The organism is Haloarchaeobius baliensis (genome assembly GCF_052060055.1).
GTDB classification, from domain to species: Archaea; Halobacteriota; Halobacteria; order Halobacteriales; family Natrialbaceae; genus Haloarchaeobius; species Haloarchaeobius baliensis.
In genome coordinates, this window is record NZ_JBPPFR010000001.1 from 1,053,954 (window position 1) to 1,075,776 (window position 21,823).

Consider the following 21,823-nt stretch of genomic DNA (forward strand, 5'->3'; position numbering starts at 1 on the left):
GTCATCGACCGCCCCCGCGGGCCGCCCTCGCGAGCAGCCGGGCTCGGCCGGCGACTCCGCGTGTGCCTCGCTGTGGCTCGTCCGTCTCGTGGTCCGTCATCTTGCCATGCGGTACGTCGAGCCCCAGGATACCGATACTGCCGGTCATGACCGGCAGCCTATAGCGCCTGGGGACGTACACCGTCGTATGAGCCTCTACCAGTCGTCGTTCCGGGTGCGACACGAGTGCCCGTACCGGGCGCTGTCGGAGCGGTACCCCGACCTGACGATACGGGAGTGGTACCTGAGCGACTGCCAGGTGCTCGAGATCACGTCGTCCGAGACGCCGACCGACGAACTGCTCGCGGAGATCGAGCGCCTCGGCGACGTACTCCACCGCTCGGTCGACGCCTCGGGCCTCCACGTCGTCACGCAGTCCTGTCTCTGCACGCTCGAGGACTCCATCATCGAGCGCTTCGAGTCCCACAACTGCCTCTACCAGCCGCCGACCGTCCACCGACAGGGATGGGAGCACTACTCAGTCGTCGCGTTCGACGAGGGCGATGTCCGCGCTCTGCTGGGCGAACTGGACGACGACCGCGACATCGAGCTCCTCTCGAAGACCGCCATCGCGGAGGAACACGTCCCGCACAGCATGCTCGCACCGGTGGACCGGCTGTTCGAGGACCTCACCGACCGCCAGCTGGCCGCGCTCCAGCTCGCGCTCGAAGGCGGCTACTACGAGCAACCTCGCGCGGTCTCGACACGGGAGCTGGCCGAGACGACCTCGGTCGCGCGCTCGACGTTCGAGGAGCATCTGCGGAAGGCGGAGAACAAGCTGCTCACGAACGCCGGGGAGTTCCTGCGACTGGTGACGGCGGCGTCGACCGACGACCCGTTCGGGGTCGCGGCGGACCGGGGGGCCGAGGGGACCGCGGACTGACCTCCGGTCTCAGTCGTCGCTCGCCCCGACGGCGGTTCCGCGGGTCACGTCGCTCGCGTGTCCGACGCGACGCGCCCAGAGCAGCAGCATGCTCGGGAAGACGAACACGCTGACGAGGAACGACAGCGAGAGTGCGAGCACGACGAGCATCCCGAACGAGCGCAGCTGCGGGCTGACGTGCAACAGGAGCGTGGCGAACGCGCCGCCGGAGGTGAGCGTGCTCCCGAGCAGCGCGCCACCGGTGCCGGTGACGGCGGTCCGCAGGGCGATGACGGGGTCGTCGCTCCGGCCGAGTTCGTGGGCGAACCGGTCGCTGATGTGGATGTTGTAGTCGACGCCGAGGCCCACCGCGAGGCTCAACAGCAGCGCGGTCAGGAGCGTCACCGGGGTGTCGGTGACGTACATCCCGGCGAGCACGAGCCCGATGACGAGCGCGATGGGGACGACCGTGAGCAGGCCGAGCGTCGCGCTCCCGTCGGTGAGCCGGTAGACGAGCGCGAGCACGATGGCGATGATGCCGAGTGCGATGACCATCGTCTCGACGATGCCGTCGGCCATCTGCCCGAGTTCGGCGTTGGCGAACGTCGCCTGCCCGACGGCGGTGGCGGTCAGGTCGCTCTCGCTCTCGACGACGCCGGCGACGCCGTGCATGGCGTTCGCGCGGTCGTCGACCTGCAGGCCCTGCTCGACGGGGACGAGCAGCCGGACGCTGCGGAACTCGCCGTCGGTGCGCTCGACGACGCGGCTGGCCTGCGCCGGATTGGCCCCGTACAGGGCGGCGTACACGCCGGAGACGTTCCGGTCTGGCACGCCGTCGCCGTCGGTGTCTGCGTCGGCGAGCGTCGCGGCGAACGACTCGTTCTGTGCGGCGGTGCGCTCCATGACAGACAGCGGGGAGACCACGGGTGCGGCGCCGTTGCGGCTGAAGGTCGCCTCGCGCTGGGCGGCGTCGGCGGTGGCCGCGTCGACGCGTTCGAGCGCGGCGGCCGTGGTCACGTCACCCTCTATCAGTATCGAGGTGTAGCGCTGGCTGTCGCTCTCCGCCTGGTACTGGGAGTCGACGTAGTTGCTGTTCTGGTACCACTCCGTCTGTGTCGCCTCCCAGGCGAGCGGGCCGGGGAGCTCCTCCTTCCAGTCGGCGACCTCCTCGGAGGTCTGGTAGCCCTGGCGGTCGAGCTCGGACCAGGCGGCCGCGCCGCCGGCACCGGCGAGGACGGCGACCACGACGACGACCGGCGCGGCGACGCGGGCGGCGCGCACGCCGGCGGTGAGCAAGGGTTCGAGGTAGCGACCCTGCCCGAGCGGTGCCTTGCGGCGGTCGAGGCCGACCCGCTCGAGCAGGCCGTCGATGCTGACCTTCAGCGCCGGGACGAGCGTCGTGAAGACGACGAACGCCGAGACGACGCCGAGGGTGATGCCGATGCCGAGCTGGCGGATGGAGCCGATGGGGCTCGTCAGGTTCGAGAGGAACCCGACGGCCGTCGTGACCGTGACGAGCAGGAGCGCGACGCTGACGGCCGAGAGCGACCGGTACATCGGTTCGCGGATGCCCTCGCCCTCGCCGCGCTGTTCGCGGTAGCGCATGAACACGTGGAGCCCGTAGTCGATGCTCAGGCCGGTGATGAGCACCGGGCCGATGATCATCGTCACGCCGGCGGGGATACCCAGCCAGCCGAGGATACCGAACATGCAGAGCACGGAGACGACGACCCCGAAGAAGCCGACCACGACGTCGACGAGGTCGCGGTACGCGAACCCGAGGACGGCGAGGATGAGCAACAGCGCCGCGGGGAGGATGAGCTCCGTGGTGTCGGTCCAGATCTGCGACTGGTACGGAGCCTGCGCGTGCTGGCCGAGCGTGAAGTACTCGGCACTCGCGTCGGACTGCTCCACCGTGCCCTCGTAGAGCGCGCGCTGGGCGTCGGCCGGCGGCCCGAAGCTGTTCGCACCGGGAGCGGTCTCCATGGTGAACACCATGCGGCGGCTCTCGGCCGTCGCGGTACCGGGTTCGTACTCCTGCGGCAGCAGCTGGAGTGCCGGCGACCCCTCGCTGAGCGTGCGCGAGACGAGCGTGCGGACCTCGTCGGCACTCGTGGATTCGAGTGCCGTGATCTGTGCGTCGAGGCTCGCGTTCCGGTCGCCGGCGGCCCGCGTAGCCACGATGTTCGAGACGCCGAGAATCGGTTGCTCGTCGGCGAGCGCGTCCGCGACGGACTCGTTCGCGCGGACGGTCCGCTGGTACTCGAGCGAGGCGAGCAGCGACTCCTTCGTGAGCACGTTCCCGTCCGTCTCGCGGACGTAGACGCTCGAATAGGTCACGTTGCTCGACCTGTCGAGCCCACCGTAGTACGTCTCGATGTAGTCCGCCTTCTGGGCGACGGTGGTGTCGCCGAAGGCGTCGCTGTCGGTGCTCGCAGCCCCACCACCTTCGAGCTGCGTGATGCCGCCGATGACCCCCGCACAGACGAGGAGCATGACGAGGAGGACGATTCTGTTGTGGTCGGTGACCGTTCGGACGACCCTGTCTAACCCAAACATTCTGCATCTGGACAGATGACGAACAGGTCGTTATAATCAGGTCCTTGGTTTCAGACTCTGCAACTACCCCATTGTGACCCCGTCACACGCCCGATCCGGCCGTCGGCCTGTGCCTTCATATCGGTGGCCTCGGTGGGTGGGGTATGGCGAGTGCGACCCTGACGGAGCCCACGGTCCTCGCACACACGAAGCGCCGGCTGTTCCCCGACGACGCCGAGCAGGCCTACGCCGTCGTCGACACGCAGTTCGCGCAGACGAACTGGGTCGCCGGCGCCGCGGTCCCGGCCGAGGTGCGCGAGACGCTCGCACCGTTCAACCACGTGCGGGTCGGCTCGGGCTACCCGGACCTGGTCGGCGTGCGCACGCTCGAGGACGACCTGCTCGCTGTCGAGCGCTTCGGCGAGAACCCGCCGCTGGTCGCCGTCGAGGCGAAGGGGTACACCGAGGCCGGCGGGGTCGACGTCGAGCGCGGCATCGTCCAGGCGTACGACCGGCTGCACGAGGCGAACGCGGCGTACGTCGCCGCCCCCGAGCCGGCCATCTCGCAGTCCGAGCGCACGCTCGCCCGCCAGCTGAACGTCGGCGTGCTCGGGGTCGACGAGTCCGGCTCGGTCGCGACGCTCGAACTCCCTCGGATCGTCGGCAACCGGACGACGGGCGAGGCGACGGCCATCCGCTTCCAGGCGAGCGCACAGGGCGTCGCGGACCGCTCGTTCGGCCTGAACCACCCGAAGAACTACCTCGGGTACCCGGTCGCGCTGGCCCACGACGGCGACACCGGGTCGCTGCTGGCCGAGCACGTCGTCGCCGCCACCGACAGCGCCCGCGGCGGCGCGTCGTTCCTCGGACTGGTCGACCTCGATGGCTCGCGCGAGGAACTCACACCGCTGGGTCGGGAGGTCGTCAGGTTCGCCCGCCGCGAACACGGCGACCTCGATTCCGCCCTCCGGGAGTTCGAGAACTGGAAGCGCTCCCGGAAGCGCTTCTCCGACGTCGCGCCGCGCTGGGGGCTGCTCACGAGGCGCGTCGTCTTCGACTACCCCGCCACCCAGCTGCTCGTCGAGGAGCTCCAGCACCTCCACGACGACGGTTTCCCCGAGCCGACGCTCCCGCAGTTCGTCCGCTACCTGCACGAACTCCACCCCTCGTTCACCGTCGAGCTGTTCCTCCGCGGCACCGAGGACGTCCGCGAACGCGCGCTCACCGCCGACGGCGAGTTGCGTGTCGAACCGCTGCACGACGGTTCCGTCTACCACTCCCCGACCGTGTTCCAGCTGAAGGCGATGCTGTTCCACGCGGGCATCCTGACCGAGCGCGGTGCCGAGCCCTCGAATCTGGACCCGGACGCGGACGTCTGGGCGCTGCGCGACCGGGCCTGATTCCGCCGGGTCAGATCTCGATCGCCCAGAGTCGGAAGTCCTCCGGTCGACCGTACACGGCGGTGAACACGTCGTCGACGAGCTGTGCGATCCGGTCGTCGTCGGTCCGGACCGTCACCCGGGCGTGGGTGCCCTCGGCCTCCTCCGGGCTGACGAGTTCCTCGATGGTCGCCGACGGGTAGTCCCGAACGAGCTCCTTCAGCCGCGCCAGCTCGTCGTCCGTGCAGTCCAGCGCGACGGTGTCGTCGAAGTACTGGACCCACGGCGCGCCGTGTTCCAGCTCGGCGTCCGCCTCGTCGGGCTCGGTCGTCAGCGTGACGTACGGGCTCCCGCGCTCGCGGTGGGCGGCGAACGCGTCGACGACGAGCTCGCGCCGTGCGGCCGCGTCTGTGGCGTCGAAGCGAGTCATGGGTCGGGCTTGGCACGGTGACTGGAAGAACGTGGCGTGTCCCGCCGGGCTGTCCCACGGGGAGGTCGTCCACGAATCCGGTTGCGGACCACTGGCTCACGATCCCGCCCGGGGACCCCGAACAGCCGGTTCGGACCGTCCAGCCATCTATATATACTGTCAGAATTGCGGTGGCCGGACCTCTGGTCGCCCCCCACCAGCGTCTGCTGGATGGACTCCGGACACTCCGCCCCGGATGGGAGACGAGACGTTCCGTGAGGCGAGTGACCGTACCGCCACCGTGTGGTTTTCGGGCTAACTGGGGACGGCCGTCGTTGCCGTGGTTCCGTCCTCCTGTCCCCGTACTGAACCGTGCACGACCGAATCGAACAGCATTCTATCAAATTATATATTACACGAACAATTATGGGGTATCCTCTGCTCTATACTGTTGCATGGTAACGATAGACATGGAAACGGAGGACGGACAGACCGAGATCCTTCGACGGATGCTCACGATCCGTGCGTTCGACACGAAAGCCGGCGAACTGTTCGCCGACGGAGAGCTCCCGGGATTCGTCCACCTGTACATCGGAGAGGAAGCCGTCGGCGTCGGTGCCGTGTCGGCACTCGAGGAGGACGACTACATCACGAGCACGCACCGTGGACACGGCCACTGCATCGCGAAGGGGCTCGACACGTACCGCATGATGGCCGAACTGTACGGCAAGCGTGACGGCTACTGCAACGGCAAGGGTGGCTCGATGCACATCGCCGACGTCGACGCCGGGATGCTCGGGGCGAACGGCATCGTCGGTGCGGGGCCGCCACTGGCGACAGGGGCGGCACTCACGGCGGACATGAAGGACACAGACACGGTGGCGCTGGCGTTCTTCGGCGACGGTGCCGTCGCACAGGGGCAGGTCCACGAGGCGATCAACCTCGCGGCGACCTGGGACCTCCCGGCGGTGTTCGTCAACGAGAACAACCAGTTCGGCGAGGCGACGCCGGTCGAGAAGCAGCACAACCTCGAACATCTGAGCGAGACGGCCGAGGCGTACGACATCCCCGGGTTCACCGTCGACGGGATGGACGTCACGGCCGTGTACGAGGCGGTGAAGGAGGCACGCGAACGCGCCGCGAACGGGGACGGACCGACCTTCATCGAGGCCGACACCTACCGGTACGAGGGGCACTTCGAGGGCGACCACCAGCCCTACCGGTCCAAGGAGGACATCGAGATCTGGAAGGACCGCGACGCCATCGAGTCGTTCAAGAACCGCCTCGTCGACGCCGGCACCATCACGCAGGAGGAGTTCGAGGCGATGCGCGACGAGATCGAGGCCGAGATCGACGATGCCGCCTCGAAGGCGAAGGAAGCGGACTACCCCGACACGAGCGAAGCGTACGAGGACATGTTCGGTGCGTCTGTTCCGGAGATAAACGAGTTTGCGACGCAGATGCGGGCGGACGGTGGTGAGACCCGATGAGTACCGAGACCCAATCCGGCGGTGACGTATCGGACACACAGACGATGACGATCCGCGAGGCGATCCGGCTCGCCCTCCGGGAAGAGCTCGCACGAGACGAGGACACGTACATCATGGGCGAGGACGTCGGCGAGTTCGGCGGGGTCCTCAGCGTCACCGGCGACCTCGTCGAGGAGTTCGGTGAGGAACGCGTCCGGGACACGCCGATCAGCGAGGCCGGGTTCATGGGGGCCGCGGTCGGCTCCGCCGCGACGGGCATGCGCCCCGTCGTCGAGATCATGTTCTCGGACTTCCTCGGCGTCTGCTCCGAGCAGATCCTGAACCAGATGGCGAAGAACCGCTACATGTTCGGCGGCAAGACGGAGATGCCGGTCACCGTCCGGACGACCGAGGGCGGCGGCATGGGTGCGGCGAGTCAGCACTCGGGGACCATCCACACGTGGTTCGCCCACCTCCCCGGCGTGATGGCCGCCACGCCCGGCACACCGCGCGCGGCGAAGGGGCTGCTGAAGACCGCCATCCGCTCGAACGACCCGGTGTTCTTCTTCGAGAACAAGGAGATCTACGAACGGGAGGGCGAGGTCCCGCTGGACGAGGACTACACCATCCCGCTCGGGCAGGCGAGCGTGGAGCGCGAGGGGGAGGACGTCACCGTCGTCGCGACACAGCGACTGGTCGGCGAGTCCGTGGACCTCGCGGAGGAACTCGACGGCGAGACGAGCGTCGAGGTCATCGACCTCCAGTCGCTGTACCCCATGGACACCGAGACGGTCCTGAACAGCGTCCAGAAGACCGGCCGTCTCGTCGTCGCAGACGAGAGTCCGCTCTCCTACGGCACCCACGCGGAGGTCGTCACCCGGGTCCAGGAGAAGGGTTTCTTCAGCCTCGACGCGCCGATCCAGCGCGTCGGCGTTCCGGACACCCACATCCCGTTCAGCCCGGTCCTCGAGGAGGAGGTCCTCCCGGGCACCGACGAGGTCCGCGCAGCCATCGACCGAGTGGTCTGAGTGACGGCGACGGTCGGACTCGTCGTCAACCCCGCTGCGGGCAGGGACATCCGGCGGCTCACCGGCGGAGCCAGCATCAGCGACGACTACGAGAAACGGCGAACCGCCGAGTGCGTCCTCGCCGGCCTCACCGTCGCGGACGACGTCGCGGTGCAGGTGATGCCCGACCGTGGGACGCTGAGTCAGCGGATCGTCGACAACGCACCCGAGCAGCTACCGACGAGTCTCCTCGAGATGACCGTCAGCGCGAGCGGCGAGGACTCCCGACGTGCGGCCGCCGAGTTCGCGGACGACGCGGACGCGATCGTCGTCCTCGGCGGCGACGGGACGAACCGGGACGTCGCGCGGGCGTCGGGTGACGTGCCACTCGTGAGCATCTCGACGGGGACGAACAACGTCTTCCCGAACGCCGTCGATGGGACCGTCGCCGGCGGCGCTGCCGCCCTCGTCGCGACGGGTGCCGTGCCCCGGTCGACGACGACGTACAGGCACGGGATGGTGGCGGCGGTCGCCGACACGGCCACTGGCGAGCATCGGATCCAGGGCCTCGCGACACTGGGGATTCTCGACCAGATGTTCATCGGGACGCGCGCCATCCTCGACGCCGAGACCATCGTCGGTGGCGTCGTCTCGCGGGCGTCGCCCACCGAGATCGGGCTCTCTGGGATCGCCGGCGGACTCACCTTACACAGGCCCGGCGAGGCCGGGGGCGTCGGATTCCGACTCGGCGCTGCCGAGACGTCGCCACGGACCGTCCAGGCCATCACCGTCCCCGGCGTGGTCGAACGGCTCGGCGTCCGGGAGTGGAAGGGACTCGCGGACGAGGAAGCGATGCGGTTCGACCTTCCGCGCGGGGTCGTCTCCGTCGATGGCGAACGGGAACTCGAGGTGAGCGACGCCACCATCGAGGTCCGTCCGGTCGCAGACGGCCCCCGGGTCGTCGACATCGACGCGGTGTACGAACACGCCGCGAACGACGGCTACTTCCGGTCCGACTGAGCCGTCCTCAGCGTCCACCGGCGGCGACGACCAGCGGCCACGGGTTCTCGACGTGGCCGACCAGCGATTCGAGGAACCGGGCGGCGTCCGCGCCGTCGACGATGCGATGGTCGAACGAGAGGTCGAACGAGATCTGTTTGCGAACGCCGACGCCGTCGTCCGTGGGAACGACCGCGTCCCGGATGGTGTTGACACCGAGGATGGCGACCTGCGGTGGGTTGATGACCGGGTCGAACGACTCCACGCCCAGCACGCCGAGGTTCGAGACGGTGAACGTCCCACCGGAGAGGTCGTCCATCGAGTACTCGCCCGACAGCGCCCGTTCCGTCACGGCCCGTCGCTTCGCCGCCAGTTCGGTGAGCGAGAGATTGCCGACGTCGCGAACCACGGGGGCGACGAGGCCGGAGTCGATGTCGACGGCGACGCAGATGTTCTGTGTCTCGTGGAGGCGGTGGACGTCGTCCTCGAAGGTGGCGTTGAACGCCGGATGCTCGTCGAGGCTCGCGGACACCGCGAGGAGCAGGACGTCGTTCACCGTCACCTTCGTGTCGAGCCCCTCGTCCGCCGCCGCTGCAGCGTCGAGGAGCTCCTCCGCGAGTGCGGTGCGATGTTCCGTGACGTGGACGGCCTCCCGGTAGCTCTGGCCGAGCCGGTCGGCGATGGTCCGGCGCATGCCCGATAGCGGCCGTTCCTCGTCGTGGGTCCCCGGCGGCTCGGCCTCGGTGGCGTCCTCGTCGAGCTCCCCTGCGGCTGCGGCTTCGACGTCGGCCTCGGTGATGGACCCACCGGGGCCGGAGCCGGAGACCGCCGAGAGGTCCACACCGGCCTGTCGAGCGAGACGGCGGACCCGTGGCGGGGCGAAGACGTGCCGTTCGCTCTCCGTGGCTTCGATCGTCGTGGCTTCGGGCGCCGTTCCTTCCGGTTCGGTCGCTGGTTCCGGTTCCTCGGCCGCGGCCGCCGCTGCCGCCTCGACGTCCGCTTCCGAGACAGCGTCCTGCGGCCCCGTTCCTTCGACGGTCGTGAGGTCGACGCCGAGTTCCTCGGCGAGCTTCTTCGCACGAGGCGTCGCCTTGACGCGGTCTGTCGACCCCTCCGGTGCCGACCCCGTCGAGGACTGGGCGGCCGTCGACTGGGTGTCGCCCGGGTTCGCCTCCGCTGCTGCCTCGCTGTCTCCCGATGCCTCCGCAGCTGCGGCAGTCCCTGTTTCGTCAGCCGGACCGTCCTCGCTGCCCGCCTCCGCGAGCAGCTGGGAGACGTCCTCGTCGGCGTCCCCCACGATGGCGATGTCCCCGCCTGGCTCGACACTCTCACCGACACCGAGGAGGATGTGGTGGACGACGCCGTCCTGTCGGACGCTGACCTCGCCCGTGGTCTTCTCGGACTCGATCTCCGCGACGACCTGGCCCGACTGGACCTCGTCGCCCTCGTCGACGAACCACTCGACGACTGTCCCCTGGTCCATGTCCATCCCGAGCTTCGGCATCTTGACAACAGTTCCCATGCTAGTCATATTCACGCAAGAAAGGGATAAATCCTCTTTCACCCGCGTCGACAGCACGCTCGCGAACTGGTGTCGAGACCCATCGACGGTCCTCGAAACCGGCGTCCGTCTGGGGGGACGGTGGACGAACTCCTGCATCCCTCCGCGACACGTTCCGGTAGCTCCGCGATACGAAAACATTACTTGCCGGCGAGAGAGGGTTCGGGTATGGCCCTCAGGACACCGCCGTTGCGCGGACGCCACGAGGAAGCCGGTGGGTCGTTCACGGACTTCGGCGGGTGGGAGATGCCCGTGGAGTTCGCGGGCATCCGCACCGAGCACGAGGCGGTCCGCGAGGCCGTGGGCATCTTCGACGTCTCGCACATGGGCGAGGTCGAGGTCCACGGCCCGGACGCCACGAAGCTGATGCAGCGGCTGACCACGAACGACGTGACGGCGCTCTCGCCGGGTGACTCGCAGTACGCCTGCATCACCGACGAGGACGGCGTCATCCTCGACGACACGGTCGTCTACCGGCGGCCCGACGAGGGCGAGACGCCGACGTACCTGTTCGTCCCGAACGCGGGCCACGAGGACTGGATGGTCGAGCGCTGGACCGAGCACCGCGACGAGTGGGACCTGGACGCGACCGTCGACGACCGCACCGAGGACTACGCGATGTTCGCGGTGCAGGGTCCGGACGCGGAGGACCACGTCCAGGACGCCGTCGAGAACGGCATCGAGGTGGCGTCGCTGTCGCGGTTCACCGCGACGATGGCGAGCGTGGCCGGCGCGGAGTGTCTGGTCGCCCGGACCGGCTACACGGGCGAGGACGGCTTCGAGCTCGTCGTGCCGTGGGACGCCGCCGAGGACGTGTGGGACGCGTTCGACGGCGTCGAGCCGTGCGGGCTCGGTGCCCGTGACACGCTCCGGCTGGAGGCGGGGCTGCTCCTCTCGGGGCAGGACTTCCACCACGAGGAGAACCCGCGCACGCCCTACGAGGCGGGTATCAGCTTCACCGTCAAGCTCGACACCGAGTTCGTCGGCCGCGACGCGCTCGAGGCCCAGAAGGAGCAGGGCGTCGACGAGAAGCTCGTCGGCATCCGCCTCATCGACCGCGGCATCCCGCGCCACGGCTACGACGTGACCGACACCGACGGCGACGTCGTCGGCACGGTCACGAGCGGGACGATGAGCCCGACGCTCGACGAACCCATCGGACTCGCGTACGTACCGACCGACCTGGCCGACCCGGAGACGATGCTGCGCGTCGTCGTCCGGGACCGCCCGAAGAAGGCCGTGGTCGAACCGCTCCCCTTCTACGAACGATAACAATGAGCTTCGAGACACCCGACGACCGGCAGTACAACGAATCGCACGAATGGGCACTGCGCGACGGCGACACCGTTCGCGTCGGCATCAGCGACTTCGCCCAGGACGAACTCGGCGACGTGGTCTTCGTCGAACTTCCCGACGTGGGCGAGGACGTCACGCAGGACGAGGCGTTCGGCGTCATCGAGTCCATCAAGGCCGTCTCCGACCTCTACGCGCCCGTCTCGGGCGAGGTCACCGCGGTCAACGAGGACCTGTTCGACGCGCCCGAGATGGTCAACGACGATCCGTTCGGCGACGGCTGGATGCTGGAGATCGCGCTGGCCGACGAGGCAGAGCTCGACGCGCTCCTCTCCGCGGACGAGTACGCGGACCAGGTCGCCTGAACGGTCGGCCGCCACACCGTCTCGTCCCCGTGACATCGCCCCGTCGGAGCCTGCGGTCCGCCGTCCGTCACCAGTCTCCGGGCACCGGCGACTCGGGCCGGGAGCTGGTGCGGGGGCGAATCCTGCCGGCAAGTGTGCAGGAACGAGCGTAGAACACACAATCCATTGCTGGTTGTATGCAGGTACATGCATACTACTCCGGTTCGAACCACGGTAATCATATGCCAGTAGTCCCAACCGCGTTCCGTGACACGAACGACGGCCGTGGGACAGCCACGGGCGGGTACATCTGAGACACCATGAGCGGACACCACTCACCACAGGGAAGCCCCTTCGCGCCGCACACCGCTGCCGACACCGAGGCGATGCTGGACGCCGTCGGCGTCGACAGCGAGGCCGAGCTGTTCGACATCCCGGACCCCGTCAGGTTCGACGGCGAGTTCGGCATCGAGCCGCGGAGCGAGCGGGCGATCCGGGCGGAAGTCGAACAGACACTCGAGAACAACGACGACCTGGTGGAGCTGCTCGGCCGGGGCCACTACAGCCACTACGTGCCCTCGCTGGTGGACCACCTCTCGCTGCGCTCTGAGTTCCTCACCTCGTACACGCAGTACCAGCCGGAGGTCACGCAGGGGTTCCTGCAGGCGCTGTTCGAGTACCAGTCGCTGCTCGTCGAGCTGACGGGCCTCGGCGTCGCGAACTGCTCGATGTACGACGCCGCGACGGCGCTGGGCGAGGCCGCGACGCTCGCGGACCGCCTGCGCCAGACCTCCGGGACGCGGGTGCTCGTCCCCGAGCAGCTCGCCGAGGGCCGCCGCGAGGTGCTCGCGAACTACGTCGCGGGGACCGACCTCACCGTCGAGGAGTACCCGATGGACGACGGCAACGTCGACGTCGAGGCGCTCGGGAACGCACTCGACGAGTCAGCCGTCATGGTCTACGCGGAGAACCCGACGGTCCGGGGCTGCGTGGAGGAGTCGCTCGAGACCGTCGGCGACCTCGCACACGACAACGAGGCGCTGTTCTGTCTCGGCTCGGACCCCGTCTCGCTCGCGCTCCTGCAGGAGCCCGCGAGCGTGGGTGCCGACGTGGTCGTCGGCGCGGCCGACGTGCTCGGCCTCCCGACGAGCTACGGGATGGGACTGGGCCTCTTCGCCACGCGCGAGGAGTACGTCCGGCAGGTGCCCGGACGGCTCGTCGGCGCGAGCACGGACGACACCGGGCGACGGGCGTACACGCTCACGCTCCAGACGCGCGAGCAGCACATCCGGCGCGAGCGCGCCACCTCGAACATCTGTACGAACCAGGCGTGGGTCGCGCTGCGGGCGGCCATCCACGCGGCGTCGCTCGGCCCCGACGGGCTGACAGACCTCGCGAAGGAGAGCGTCACCGACGCAGCCGAGCTCGCCGCCCGCGTCACCGAGGTCGTTGGCGTCAGAGCGCCGGTCCACGACCGGCACCACGTCCGGGAGTTCGTCGCCCACACGGACCAGCCCGCCCCCGCGGTCGCGGCGGACCTCGAGGAGGAGGGGTACGCGGTCCACGTGCTCGGGGAACACCACATCCAGATCAACGCGAGCGCACTCCCCGAAGGCGAGACCGACGACTTCCTCGCGGCACTCGCGGAGGTGGCCCGATGAACTACGATCAGGCGCGCTGGACCGACGACGACGAGCGCTACGAGCCGCTGCTCAGCGAGAAGCACACCGCCGAAGGCGACCTCGACGACTCGCCGCTTCCGGACGAGCTGACCCGGGATTCGCTGGAACTGCCCGATCTGTCCGAGCCCGAACTCGCCCGACACTACACCCGCCTGTCGGAGATGAACTACGGCGTCGACTCCGGGCCGTACCCGCTCGGCTCGTGTACGATGAAGTACAACCCGAAGTTCACCGAGGACGTCGCGGCGCTCGATGCCGCCGCGGTCCACCCCGACCGCTCGCCGGAGAGCGTCCAGGGCACCCTCGAACTCCTCTACGACCTGCAGGACTACCTCGGCCGTATCGGCGGGATGGACGCGGTGACGCTCCAGCCGCCAGCGGGTGCGGCCGGCGAGTTCACCGGCGTCCTCGTCGCGAAGGCGTACCACGAGCACAACGGCGAAGACCGCTCCGAGATCATCATCCCCGAGAGCGCCCACGGCACCAACTTCGCCAGCGCAGCCCTCGCGGGCTTCGACGTGGTCGAGCTCCCCGGCGGGGACGACGGTCGAGTCGACCTCGAGGCGCTCGAGGCAGCGCTCTCCGACGAGACCGCGCTCCTCATGCTCACCAACCCGAACACGCTCGGGCTGTTCGAGCGCGACATCGAGGAGATCGCCGAGATGGTCCACGACGCAGGCGGCCTGCTCTACTACGACGGCGCGAACCTCAACGCGCTGCTCGGCCGTGCCCGCCCCGGCGACATGGGCTTCGACATCATGCACTACAACGTGCACAAGACGTTCGCGACGCCCCACGGGGGCGGCGGCCCCGGCGCGGGCCCGGTCGGCGTCGTCGACGAGCTCGCGCCGTTCCTGCCGAAGCCACAGGTCGAGCAGGACGACGGGACGTACGAGCTGTTCGACCCCGAGCACTCCATCGGGAAGGTCCACGGCTACCTCGGCAACTGGCTCGTGCTCGTGAAGGCGTACGCGTACATCGCCCGACTCGGTGACCCCGGGCTCTCGGACGCGAGCGCCAAGGCGGTGCTCAACGCGAACTACCTCGCCAGCCAGATCGAGTACGAGGTGCCCTACGGGCCGTTCCACCACGAGTTCGTCGCCAGCGCGGGCGCACAGGACGCCGCCGACGTGGCCAAGCGGATGCTCGACTACGGCGTGCACCCGCCGACGACGAAGTGGCCCGAAATCGTCGGCGAGGCGCTGATGACCGAGCCCACCGAGATAGAGAACCGGAAGACACTCGACCAGCTCGCCGACGCGTTCAACGCCGTCGCGGGCGAGGACGACGACGCGCTGGCGGCCGCGCCGGAGCGGACGACCGCCCGGCGCATCGACCAGACCGCAGCCGCACGCGACCTGCGGCTCTCCTGGCAGTCGCTCGACGAGGGGTAGACCGCGGCCGCTCGGGTCTCTTCGAAAGACGGGACGACAGAGCTCTTCCTTCCTACTCGAACAGCGCGATAGCCTCCCCGTAGCGTCGGGTCGGTTCCTGCCAGTCGACCACGGCGAAGAACGCGTCGACGAAGTCGCCGCGAGCGGGGCCGTAGTCGTGGTAGTACGAGTGCTCCCAGACGTCGAGTGCGAGGATGGGGTGTGCACCCCAGAGGGCGCCCTGGTCGTGCTTGTCGACGACGACGTTCCGGAGCTGTTCGCTGTAGGAGTCGTAGACGAGCAGCGCCCAGCCACCGGCGGCCGAGGCGGCCGCCTCGAACTCCGCCTTCCACGCGTCGTAGGAGCCGAAGTCCGCCTCGATGCGGTCGCGGAGCGCGCCCTCGGGCTCCGCGCCGCCCTCGGGGCTCATGCAGTTCCAGAACAGGTCGTGGAGGATGTGCCCGGAGCCGTTGTGGGTCACGTTCCGCATCGCGCCGGCGGAGCCGTCGGTGGTCCCTTCCTCGCGGTTCGCAGCGAGCGTCTCGTCGGCGGCGTTCCATCCGCCGACGTAGCCCTGGTGGTGGGTGTCGTGGTGCCAGCGCAGCACCTGTTCGCTGACGTGCGGTTCGAGCGCGTCGTAGTCGTAGGGTAGCGGGTCGAGTTCGTAGTTCGCCATTGCAGACGGTGCTACCGGCGAGAACGGGATATATGTTCGCTGAAATATATTTTGGTAACTCGGGCGACGTGCGTGTCGGGGTGTGCAGTCGCGGGTTTCCGGAGCCGACCGCATTTGCTATCGCGACATGTGATTTATGGTGGCTGTTTGCGACTGTCGTATCGGTCGGAGCACTCGTCGGCAGGTGGTTCGACACCGGCGGAATCGGTACAGCCGCGGCTCGGCGAGGGTGAGGCTGCGGAGAAGTCCGTTCGTGCCGTTCAGGCTTCGCTCGTGTCGACGTTCGCGTCGATCTTCACGAATCCGTAGTCACACTCGGTGCAGTGCCACTTGACCTTCTCGCCGAGGTGGACGTGCGTGCTCGCGGCACGGTAGAAGGTGACGTCGCTCTCGCAGTCGGGACAGTAGTGTTCCGTCTCCAGGCTCATGCGAGCCAGTCCGTGGGGACGGGACTTTATTGATTCGAAGCGCGCTCAGCCGAACAGTTCGTCCAGGTCGACCGTTTCGTCGTCCGCCCCAGCTCCCTGGCGGTCGGTGCGCTCGACCGATACACCGTCGACGAACCGGTCGAAGGTCTCGGACCCCACCTCGTCCGTCGCTGTCTCCGGTTCGGCATCGGCGAGCGCCATCACCTCTTCCGGAGACGCCTCGGGGAAGGTCTCGAACAGTTCGTCTGGCGCGGCGCGACCCTCGGGGAGCGACATACCGTTGTATGCGGCCGACTACCACATTAATCTACGTCAGACGTCTGACGTACGCGAGTGTCGCCACGCACGTACTGGAGTCCCGTGAGCCCGCTCACTCCACGACTGGCGTCGCCTATCGGTGGGGTGGGGGTCGATGCGTACGACGACCGGGCGCCGAGTGGGTCCGTGGGCTCGCACGGGGATGAGCCGGGGGCGGGGAAGTTCGAGAGGGACCGGCGTCGGCGGAGCAGCTCTCTCACCCCGGGGCGCCGGCGGGTTCCCGGGCGTCGTGGCCAGTTTCTGGTGGTTTCAGCCCAGAATCGACGCGCTACGCTGTGTTCGGGGCTCCTGCGGAGCGTCCCGTTCTGGCCGCAATAACTCATCGTAAACTGTATAGCGCGATATAAAATGTCCGCGTCGTCCCCGTTCGCGCCCGGAGTTAAGTGGGGCTCGCCCGAAGCAGGGTGCATGAAGATATACACCGGCCGTGGCGACGACGGCATGACCGACCTGCGGGACATGTCCCGCGTGTCGAAGACCAGCCCGCGCATCGAGGCCTACGGGACCGTCGACGAGCTGAACGCGCTCGTCGGGACCGTCCGTCCGACCGGGCACGACGACATCGACGAGAAGCTCGCGGGTGTGCAGAACCACCTCCACGTCGTGCAGGCCGACTTCGCCAACCCGGACCCCGACGAGGACGACCCGATCATCACGGCGGAGCACGTCGACCAGGTCGAGTCGTGGATCGACGCCTACGACGACGAGCTCGAGCCGCTCCAGTCGTTCATCCTCCCGACGGGCAGCGAGAAGGGGTCGCGGCTCCACCACGCACGGACGGTCTGTCGCCGGGCAGAGCGCCGGGCGGTCGCGCTGGCGGCCGACGCGCAGGCCAACGAGGACGCGATCCAGTACCTGAACCGGCTGTCGGACGGGCTGTTCGTCTGGGCGCGCGTGGTCAACGCTCGCGAGGGCGTCCCCGAGGAGAGCCCGAGCTACTGATCGGTGCGTTCGTAGACGACCATCCCGCCGCGCTCGTGGCGTTGAACGGCGCCACGTTCTTCGAGTACGTCGAGGTGACCGACGGCCTCGCTCATCCCCGAGAACTGCTCGGTGACGGGCAGGTCCTCGAACAGGCCGGCCATCACGTCGACCGCCGTCTTCGGGCCGTCGAGCAGTTCGCGAACGTCGGCCGTGCGCTGTTCGTGTGCGTCGAGGATCTCCTGGATGCGGCCCGCGGGGTCGGTGATGACGTCCCTGTGGCCGGGGAGGAGTCGGTCGTAGCCGGCGTCGCGCTGGCGCTCCAGACAGTCGTTGTACCGGGGGAGGACGCGAGGCCGCTCCCCGCCGGGTTCCGGCGGCGGCTGGAGGAACGGATTCGGCGTGATGTCCGGCAGCACGTTGTCACCCACGATGGAGACGGTGTCACCGTCGTCGTCCTCGTAGGTGAACGTCAGTTCGCCGAGCGCGTGCCCGGTGACCTCGTCCACCGTGAGCTCGGTCCCCGCGGCGGTGACGGTGTCCCTCGCCGCGAGCGTCTCGTCGACCTCGACGTCGGGCGCGTAGTTGAGGAACGCTTCGGGGAGCTCGGTGATGGTGTCGGCCGTCGCCGCGGACATCCCGTTTCGCTCGAAGAAGTCGGTGAAGAACTCGCGCTCGTAGGCCCACCGTCCGGCGAAGTCGCCGACGATCTCGGCGCAGGACTCGCTCGCGTACACCGTCGCGCCGCGCTCGGCGAACCGGTGGGCGCTCCCGAAGTGATCGGGATGCGGGTGGGTCACGAGCAGCTGCTCGACGTCGTCGGGCGTCAGGTCGTGCTCCTCGAGCGCGCTGAGGAGTTCGGCCCAGGCCTCCTCGCCGTCTGGCCCGGGGTCGACCAGCGTGCGCCCGGCGAGGTAGGCGTTGATGGGACCGACCTGGAAGGGCGTCGGGATCGGATACCGCTCGAACATACTCGGGAGTGACCCCTCTCGGTGGTAAACCCTTGGGCCTCGGCGAAAACGGTGGGTCGGCGGGACAGGCAGGAGCGGGGGCCGGGTGATGCCCACGGTCCCCTGGCGCGTCGGGGCGCGCCGATGGCATGACTGTCGTTCGCTATGGGGTGTCCAGACGGCGGGTTGGCACGGTGTGGATTCCTCGCCGACCGCAGTTTTAGGTCGGCCTAACAATCACAAAAAGCTGCCGGTTTTGGGTGGCCTAAAAATCGAGGGTTCTGTCCTATCATCGGCGACAATTTTATAGCTCGTTCCGGCGTACTCTCGTCTATGAACCGCCACTTCAGAGATGCCCGATACCACGCCCGACGCACCGTCGAAGAACTCTACGCCGGCGTCGAGATGGAACTCGAACCCGTCCGCGAGCGGGTCGAAGCCCGCGTCGAGGAGTACCGCGGCGTCGAGGAGCCCGAACCCGAGCCGACCCGCACCGACCGCGTCCGCAGCGTCGGGCGGAATGCGCGTGACCGCCTCGGCGGCATGCCCATCAGCCGGTAAGGCGGAAAGCAACCCTTAAGTTTCACAACCGGGTAGCGACAGGTATCGCGGGTTGGTGGTCTAGTCCGGTTATGACACCTCCTTCACACGGAGGAAGTCGGCAGTTCAAATCTGCCCCAACCCATTAAGTTTCTTACCGCTGCTTAAGGAAGAGCGAACGCGCCGTAGCGGCCGTTCTCGCGCACGAAATCGACGGAATTGGGGTTGGCGATTCGGGCGGTCAAAATCCTATCTCAGTAAGTCACTTAACGCGGCCCTTCGCAGTCGGGCGGTTTTCATATCCGAAGGGTGGTCAGCGTGAGTGCCGAGAGCCAGCTGGGTATCTCGGCCGAGGAGCTACGGGTCCGGGAGAAGGCGCGTCCGAAGCCGACCACGTCGCGAGAGTTCCGGTGCGAGGAGTGTAAGGCTCGCTGCACCCGGCTGACCGAGGGCGGTGAAGCTGGCCATGCGTACTTCTGCTCCCGGCGGCTCCGACGAACAGGAGCCGAGCGCGAGCGGCCGACGCTGGAAGACCTCGAGGGAGGTGACGCGTGATGCCGCGGTGCAGTATCTGCGGTTCCAGCGTCGAGCACCCGCGCGAAAGCGTCTACATCGAGGGTTACGACGACCGTCGCGAGCGGGTTCGGTACTCGATTCTCTGCCGGGCGTGCCAGCCACAGCGGCCGAGGGAGAACCAGTACACCCCCAGGCGGCTCCCGCGAGGTGAGCGGCGGTGACGTACGACCGGGAGTTGCGGGAGCGTATCGTCGAGGCCATCGGCGAAGACCCCGCGCGGTTCCTTGACCATGACCTGGTCGGGGACGACGACGCGCGGCGACTCGCGGTCGCGCGTATCGAGGGCATCGACCGACTCCAGGTAATCAACTGCTGGAAGCAGTGCGAGCGGGCGCTGGCCCGCGACACCCGCGAGAAGGTGCTGGCGCTGCTCGACCGCCGTCGCGACTATCTGCTCGAACACGGCGAGCGCGGCGACAGACCGCGGCGCGACCCCGAGACCATCGAGGAGTGGTCTGCCGAGACGATCTACCTCGATGCCGATGGGAACCCTGTCGAACGCGGACGGAGCGCGACCGCGAAGCTGCACGAGGTGAGACAGTGACGGGGCAGACGGTGACGCAGCCCCACGAGTTCGAGGCGTACCTGAAGTACCCACAGTACGGGCTGGGTCCATACCAGCTGCTCGCGAAGGCCATCGTCGGTCGTTTCGATGGATACGCCGAGTTCGAGACCGAGATAGACGGCGAACCCTGGGAGATCCAGTGTAACTACTCGAAGACGGGTATCGCGCCCCGCCCCAGCGACAACATCGCTGGTGAGGCGCTGTACTCGTGGGACATCACGTGCAAGGGTGAGGGCCGTCGGAAGTTCTCGCCGATAATCGAGCCCCGCTTTCAGGACATGCGCCATCGCGAGAGCGGGGACGAACTCGGGTTCGGGAAACGCTGGTGGAACCGGTTCGGCACCGAAGGTGTGGACGTCGAGCTGAAGGCGAGCAACGTCGAGCCCGAGGAGGTGCCGAAGCTACTCCACGGCATCGTCGACGCGGTCGCGACGCACGCGGGGCTGTCGATGAACTCGCGGTACTTCACCGATGAACCGAGCCCGGCGCACTCCCGAGTGACGGCCTACGAGCGGTACGTACGAGTCCGACGGGGGATCGCGTCGAAGCTGCTGGCGAGTGGCACGATGATGAAAGCGATACACCTGCTGGCCGACGAGAAGGGGACCAAGGCCGAATACAAGGTCAACAACGAGGAGATCGTCGGCTACATGCACCGCCTCTGGGTCGACCCGGAGAGCGCACAGAAGCTGATTCCGAGCCACCGGTACGGCTTCCAGTTCAAGCACTACCACCCGAAGACCGTCAAAAGCGACCCCGAGAACCCACTGTATCACCCGAAGATTGGCGTGCTCATCAATCAGGAGCGCAACGGGGGCGACCCCATCGTCTGGCGCGACCTGGACGACGCCGAGCGCGAGATCGAGGAGACGCTACTGAACTTCCTCGAATGGGGTGACGTGCCGACCGATCCGGACCCAGGGACGTACGTCGAAGACGACCATTTCCGACCGGGTGCTCGCGAGGAGACCGTCGCGATGTACGACGACCCGACGCCACAGATCGAAGCCGAGCAGGAGCACCTGCTGGTCACGTCGTTGCGGGACATGACGGACGCCGACCTGGACGTGCTCGACCAGCTGCTGACCGACGGCGGTGGGCAGCACTACGAGGAGATCGCCGAGGAGACTGGGCGTGGGGTGAGTACCATCTACCGGGCGCTGAAGCGCCTCGGTGCCGTGCTGGAGAACGACGACGGCGTAGTGAGCTTCGCGTCGCGGAAGTTCCACGACGAGCTGAAAGGTATCATCGAGAGCACCGAGCACCAGGTGAAGAACGCAGCCGACCGCGCGGCGAAGATCCTCGGGATGAATCGGTGTCAGGCTGAGTCGTCGGCGTTCCAGCTCTGGCTGAACAAGTACGGTGCGGAGGTCACAGTAGCAGACGACGGGAGCGTTGAGACGGTGCGTATCGAGACGATGCTGTCGAAGCTGAAAGCGACGGCGAAGCCGCGCATTCAGGACGTGCTTGCAGAGGGTCGGACGGCGTGGCACAAGAGCGGGTACGACGTGATCGATCTGGCCGGTGCCGAGGTCGTCGCGAAGATTGACGGAGAGCGCGAACGGGGCGTGTTCGCTGCGCTCGCTGGGTAGCGCGGCCCCGAGTAGAGGCATCACTATCCTGCGCCCCTGTTTTTCCCATCTGAGTTGCCTACTTCGGGGTTCTCGGTCAATTTTGGTTGGTCATCTGGTCATGGGGTGGCTCGTCGAGCTCGAGATCGGGCCGGCGACCGCGCGGGTCGTTCCCGGCGGGCGGGAACATCCCCTTGGAGAGTGTGCCCAAGGGCACAAAGCAGAAAAAATACCCAGCCCCCGCCCCACCTCCGCACCGTTGATTCCAGATGAAACACTCGAAACGGTGGTGTTGGCGAGATCGCTTTTGATGTAACGGCTCT

General features: G+C 67.9%; 21 protein-coding genes and 1 tRNA gene. 15 read left to right on the plus strand and 7 right to left on the minus strand.

What is annotated here, in order from left to right:
- The first annotated feature begins 187 nt into the window (after positions 1–187).
- Positions 188–922 carry a helix-turn-helix domain-containing protein gene (locus ACSG06_RS05430; protein WP_440989248.1) on the plus strand — a complete coding sequence of 245 codons (735 nt, stop codon included), beginning with the start codon at positions 188–190 and terminating at the stop codon, positions 920–922.
- A 9-nt stretch (positions 923–931) separates the two neighbouring features.
- Here ACSG06_RS05430 and ACSG06_RS05435 read toward each other — a convergent pair whose 3' ends face one another.
- Entirely contained in the window at positions 932–3,460 is a 2,529-nt protein-coding gene (locus ACSG06_RS05435; protein WP_440989249.1) for an efflux RND transporter permease subunit, read from the minus strand.
- 143 nt (positions 3,461–3,603) lie between these two features.
- Between ACSG06_RS05435 and ACSG06_RS05440 the strand changes: the two genes are divergently transcribed.
- The gene (locus tag ACSG06_RS05440) at positions 3,604–4,839 is read left to right on the plus strand and encodes a hypothetical protein (protein WP_440989250.1); all 1,236 of its coding nucleotides are present in this window, start codon (positions 3,604–3,606) and stop codon (positions 4,837–4,839) included.
- 10 nt (positions 4,840–4,849) lie between these two features.
- Here ACSG06_RS05440 and ACSG06_RS05445 read toward each other — a convergent pair whose 3' ends face one another.
- Positions 4,850–5,248 (minus strand): DUF7975 family protein, encoded by a 399-nt coding sequence (locus ACSG06_RS05445; RefSeq protein ID WP_440989251.1) that lies wholly within the window; start codon positions 5,246–5,248, stop codon positions 4,850–4,852.
- A gap of 434 nt (positions 5,249–5,682) precedes the next feature.
- Here ACSG06_RS05445 and ACSG06_RS05450 point away from each other — a divergent pair, with 434 nt between their 5' ends.
- Genes ACSG06_RS05450 through ACSG06_RS05460 form a run of 3 tightly spaced genes read left to right on the plus strand, consistent with a single transcriptional unit; the run spans position 5,683 to position 8,723 of the window.
- The gene (locus ACSG06_RS05450) at positions 5,683–6,717 is read left to right on the plus strand and encodes a thiamine pyrophosphate-dependent dehydrogenase E1 component subunit alpha (RefSeq protein WP_440989252.1); all 1,035 of its coding nucleotides are present in this window, start codon (positions 5,683–5,685) and stop codon (positions 6,715–6,717) included.
- Complete coding sequence (locus ACSG06_RS05455) at positions 6,714–7,724, plus strand: alpha-ketoacid dehydrogenase subunit beta (RefSeq protein ID WP_440989253.1); 1,011 nt, start codon at positions 6,714–6,716, stop codon at positions 7,722–7,724. Before ACSG06_RS05450 ends, ACSG06_RS05455 begins: the two co-directional genes overlap by 4 nt.
- Positions 7,725–8,723, plus strand: a complete 999-nt coding sequence (locus ACSG06_RS05460) for an NAD(+)/NADH kinase (protein ID WP_440989254.1) — start codon at positions 7,725–7,727, stop codon at positions 8,721–8,723.
- Positions 8,724–8,730: 7 nt separating this feature from the next.
- Here the strand turns inward: ACSG06_RS05460 and ACSG06_RS05465 are convergent, their stop codons facing one another.
- Entirely contained in the window at positions 8,731–10,224 is a 1,494-nt protein-coding gene (locus ACSG06_RS05465) for a dihydrolipoamide acetyltransferase family protein (protein ID WP_440989255.1), read from the minus strand.
- 207 nt (positions 10,225–10,431) lie between these two features.
- Here ACSG06_RS05465 and gcvT point away from each other — a divergent pair, with 207 nt between their 5' ends.
- The 4 genes from gcvT (at position 10,432) to gcvPB (ending at position 14,976) form a co-directional block, all read left to right on the plus strand.
- On the plus strand, positions 10,432–11,535 hold the full coding sequence (gene gcvT / locus ACSG06_RS05470; RefSeq protein WP_440989256.1) for a glycine cleavage system aminomethyltransferase GcvT: 1,104 nt from the start codon (positions 10,432–10,434) through the stop codon (positions 11,533–11,535).
- A gap of 2 nt (positions 11,536–11,537) precedes the next feature.
- On the plus strand, positions 11,538–11,921 hold the full coding sequence (gene gcvH / locus ACSG06_RS05475) for a glycine cleavage system protein GcvH (protein WP_440989257.1): 384 nt from the start codon (positions 11,538–11,540) through the stop codon (positions 11,919–11,921).
- A 299-nt stretch (positions 11,922–12,220) separates the two neighbouring features.
- Entirely contained in the window at positions 12,221–13,561 is a 1,341-nt protein-coding gene (gene gcvPA / locus ACSG06_RS05480) for an aminomethyl-transferring glycine dehydrogenase subunit GcvPA (protein ID WP_440989258.1), read from the plus strand.
- Positions 13,558–14,976, plus strand: a complete 1,419-nt coding sequence (gcvPB, locus tag ACSG06_RS05485) for an aminomethyl-transferring glycine dehydrogenase subunit GcvPB (RefSeq protein ID WP_440989259.1) — start codon at positions 13,558–13,560, stop codon at positions 14,974–14,976. The genes gcvPA and gcvPB overlap by 4 nt, the downstream gene beginning before the upstream one ends.
- A 52-nt stretch (positions 14,977–15,028) precedes the next feature.
- Here the strand turns inward: gcvPB and sod are convergent, their stop codons facing one another.
- From sod to ACSG06_RS05500, 3 genes are all read right to left on the minus strand, one after another.
- Positions 15,029–15,631 carry a superoxide dismutase [Mn] gene (gene sod / locus ACSG06_RS05490; RefSeq protein ID WP_440989260.1) on the minus strand — a complete coding sequence of 201 codons (603 nt, stop codon included), beginning with the start codon at positions 15,629–15,631 and terminating at the stop codon, positions 15,029–15,031.
- A 260-nt stretch (positions 15,632–15,891) separates the two neighbouring features.
- Positions 15,892–16,059 (minus strand): DUF7838 family putative zinc beta-ribbon protein, encoded by a 168-nt coding sequence (locus ACSG06_RS05495; protein ID WP_440989261.1) that lies wholly within the window; start codon positions 16,057–16,059, stop codon positions 15,892–15,894.
- A 45-nt stretch (positions 16,060–16,104) separates the two neighbouring features.
- The gene (locus ACSG06_RS05500) at positions 16,105–16,335 is read right to left on the minus strand and encodes a hypothetical protein (protein WP_440989262.1); all 231 of its coding nucleotides are present in this window, start codon (positions 16,333–16,335) and stop codon (positions 16,105–16,107) included.
- 450 nt (positions 16,336–16,785) lie between these two features.
- Here ACSG06_RS05500 and ACSG06_RS05505 point away from each other — a divergent pair, with 450 nt between their 5' ends.
- On the plus strand, positions 16,786–17,319 hold the full coding sequence (locus ACSG06_RS05505) for a cob(I)yrinic acid a,c-diamide adenosyltransferase (protein ID WP_440989263.1): 534 nt from the start codon (positions 16,786–16,788) through the stop codon (positions 17,317–17,319).
- On the opposite strand, the gene ACSG06_RS05510 is transcribed toward ACSG06_RS05505, so the two are convergent.
- Positions 17,313–18,269, minus strand: a complete 957-nt coding sequence (locus tag ACSG06_RS05510) for an MBL fold metallo-hydrolase (RefSeq protein WP_440989264.1) — start codon at positions 18,267–18,269, stop codon at positions 17,313–17,315. The genes ACSG06_RS05505 and ACSG06_RS05510 overlap by 7 nt on opposite strands.
- 312 nt (positions 18,270–18,581) lie before the next feature.
- Here ACSG06_RS05510 and ACSG06_RS05515 point away from each other — a divergent pair, with 312 nt between their 5' ends.
- From ACSG06_RS05515 to ACSG06_RS05535, 5 genes are all read left to right on the plus strand, one after another.
- Positions 18,582–18,809 (plus strand): DUF7553 family protein, encoded by a 228-nt coding sequence (locus ACSG06_RS05515; protein WP_440989265.1) that lies wholly within the window; start codon positions 18,582–18,584, stop codon positions 18,807–18,809.
- Positions 18,810–18,858: 49 nt separating this feature from the next.
- Positions 18,859–18,933 (plus strand) — tRNA-Val (locus ACSG06_RS05520).
- Between the two features lie 173 nt (positions 18,934–19,106).
- Complete coding sequence (locus tag ACSG06_RS05525; protein ID WP_440989266.1) at positions 19,107–19,343, plus strand: hypothetical protein; 237 nt, start codon at positions 19,107–19,109, stop codon at positions 19,341–19,343.
- A 178-nt stretch (positions 19,344–19,521) separates the two neighbouring features.
- A complete protein-coding gene (locus tag ACSG06_RS05530; protein ID WP_440989267.1) occupies positions 19,522–19,908 on the plus strand; it encodes a hypothetical protein in 387 nt (128 codons plus the stop codon).
- On the plus strand, positions 19,905–21,521 hold the full coding sequence (locus ACSG06_RS05535) for a DUF7845 domain-containing protein (RefSeq protein WP_440989268.1): 1,617 nt from the start codon (positions 19,905–19,907) through the stop codon (positions 21,519–21,521). The genes ACSG06_RS05530 and ACSG06_RS05535 overlap by 4 nt, the downstream gene beginning before the upstream one ends.
- Positions 21,522–21,823: the final 302 nt, after the last annotated feature.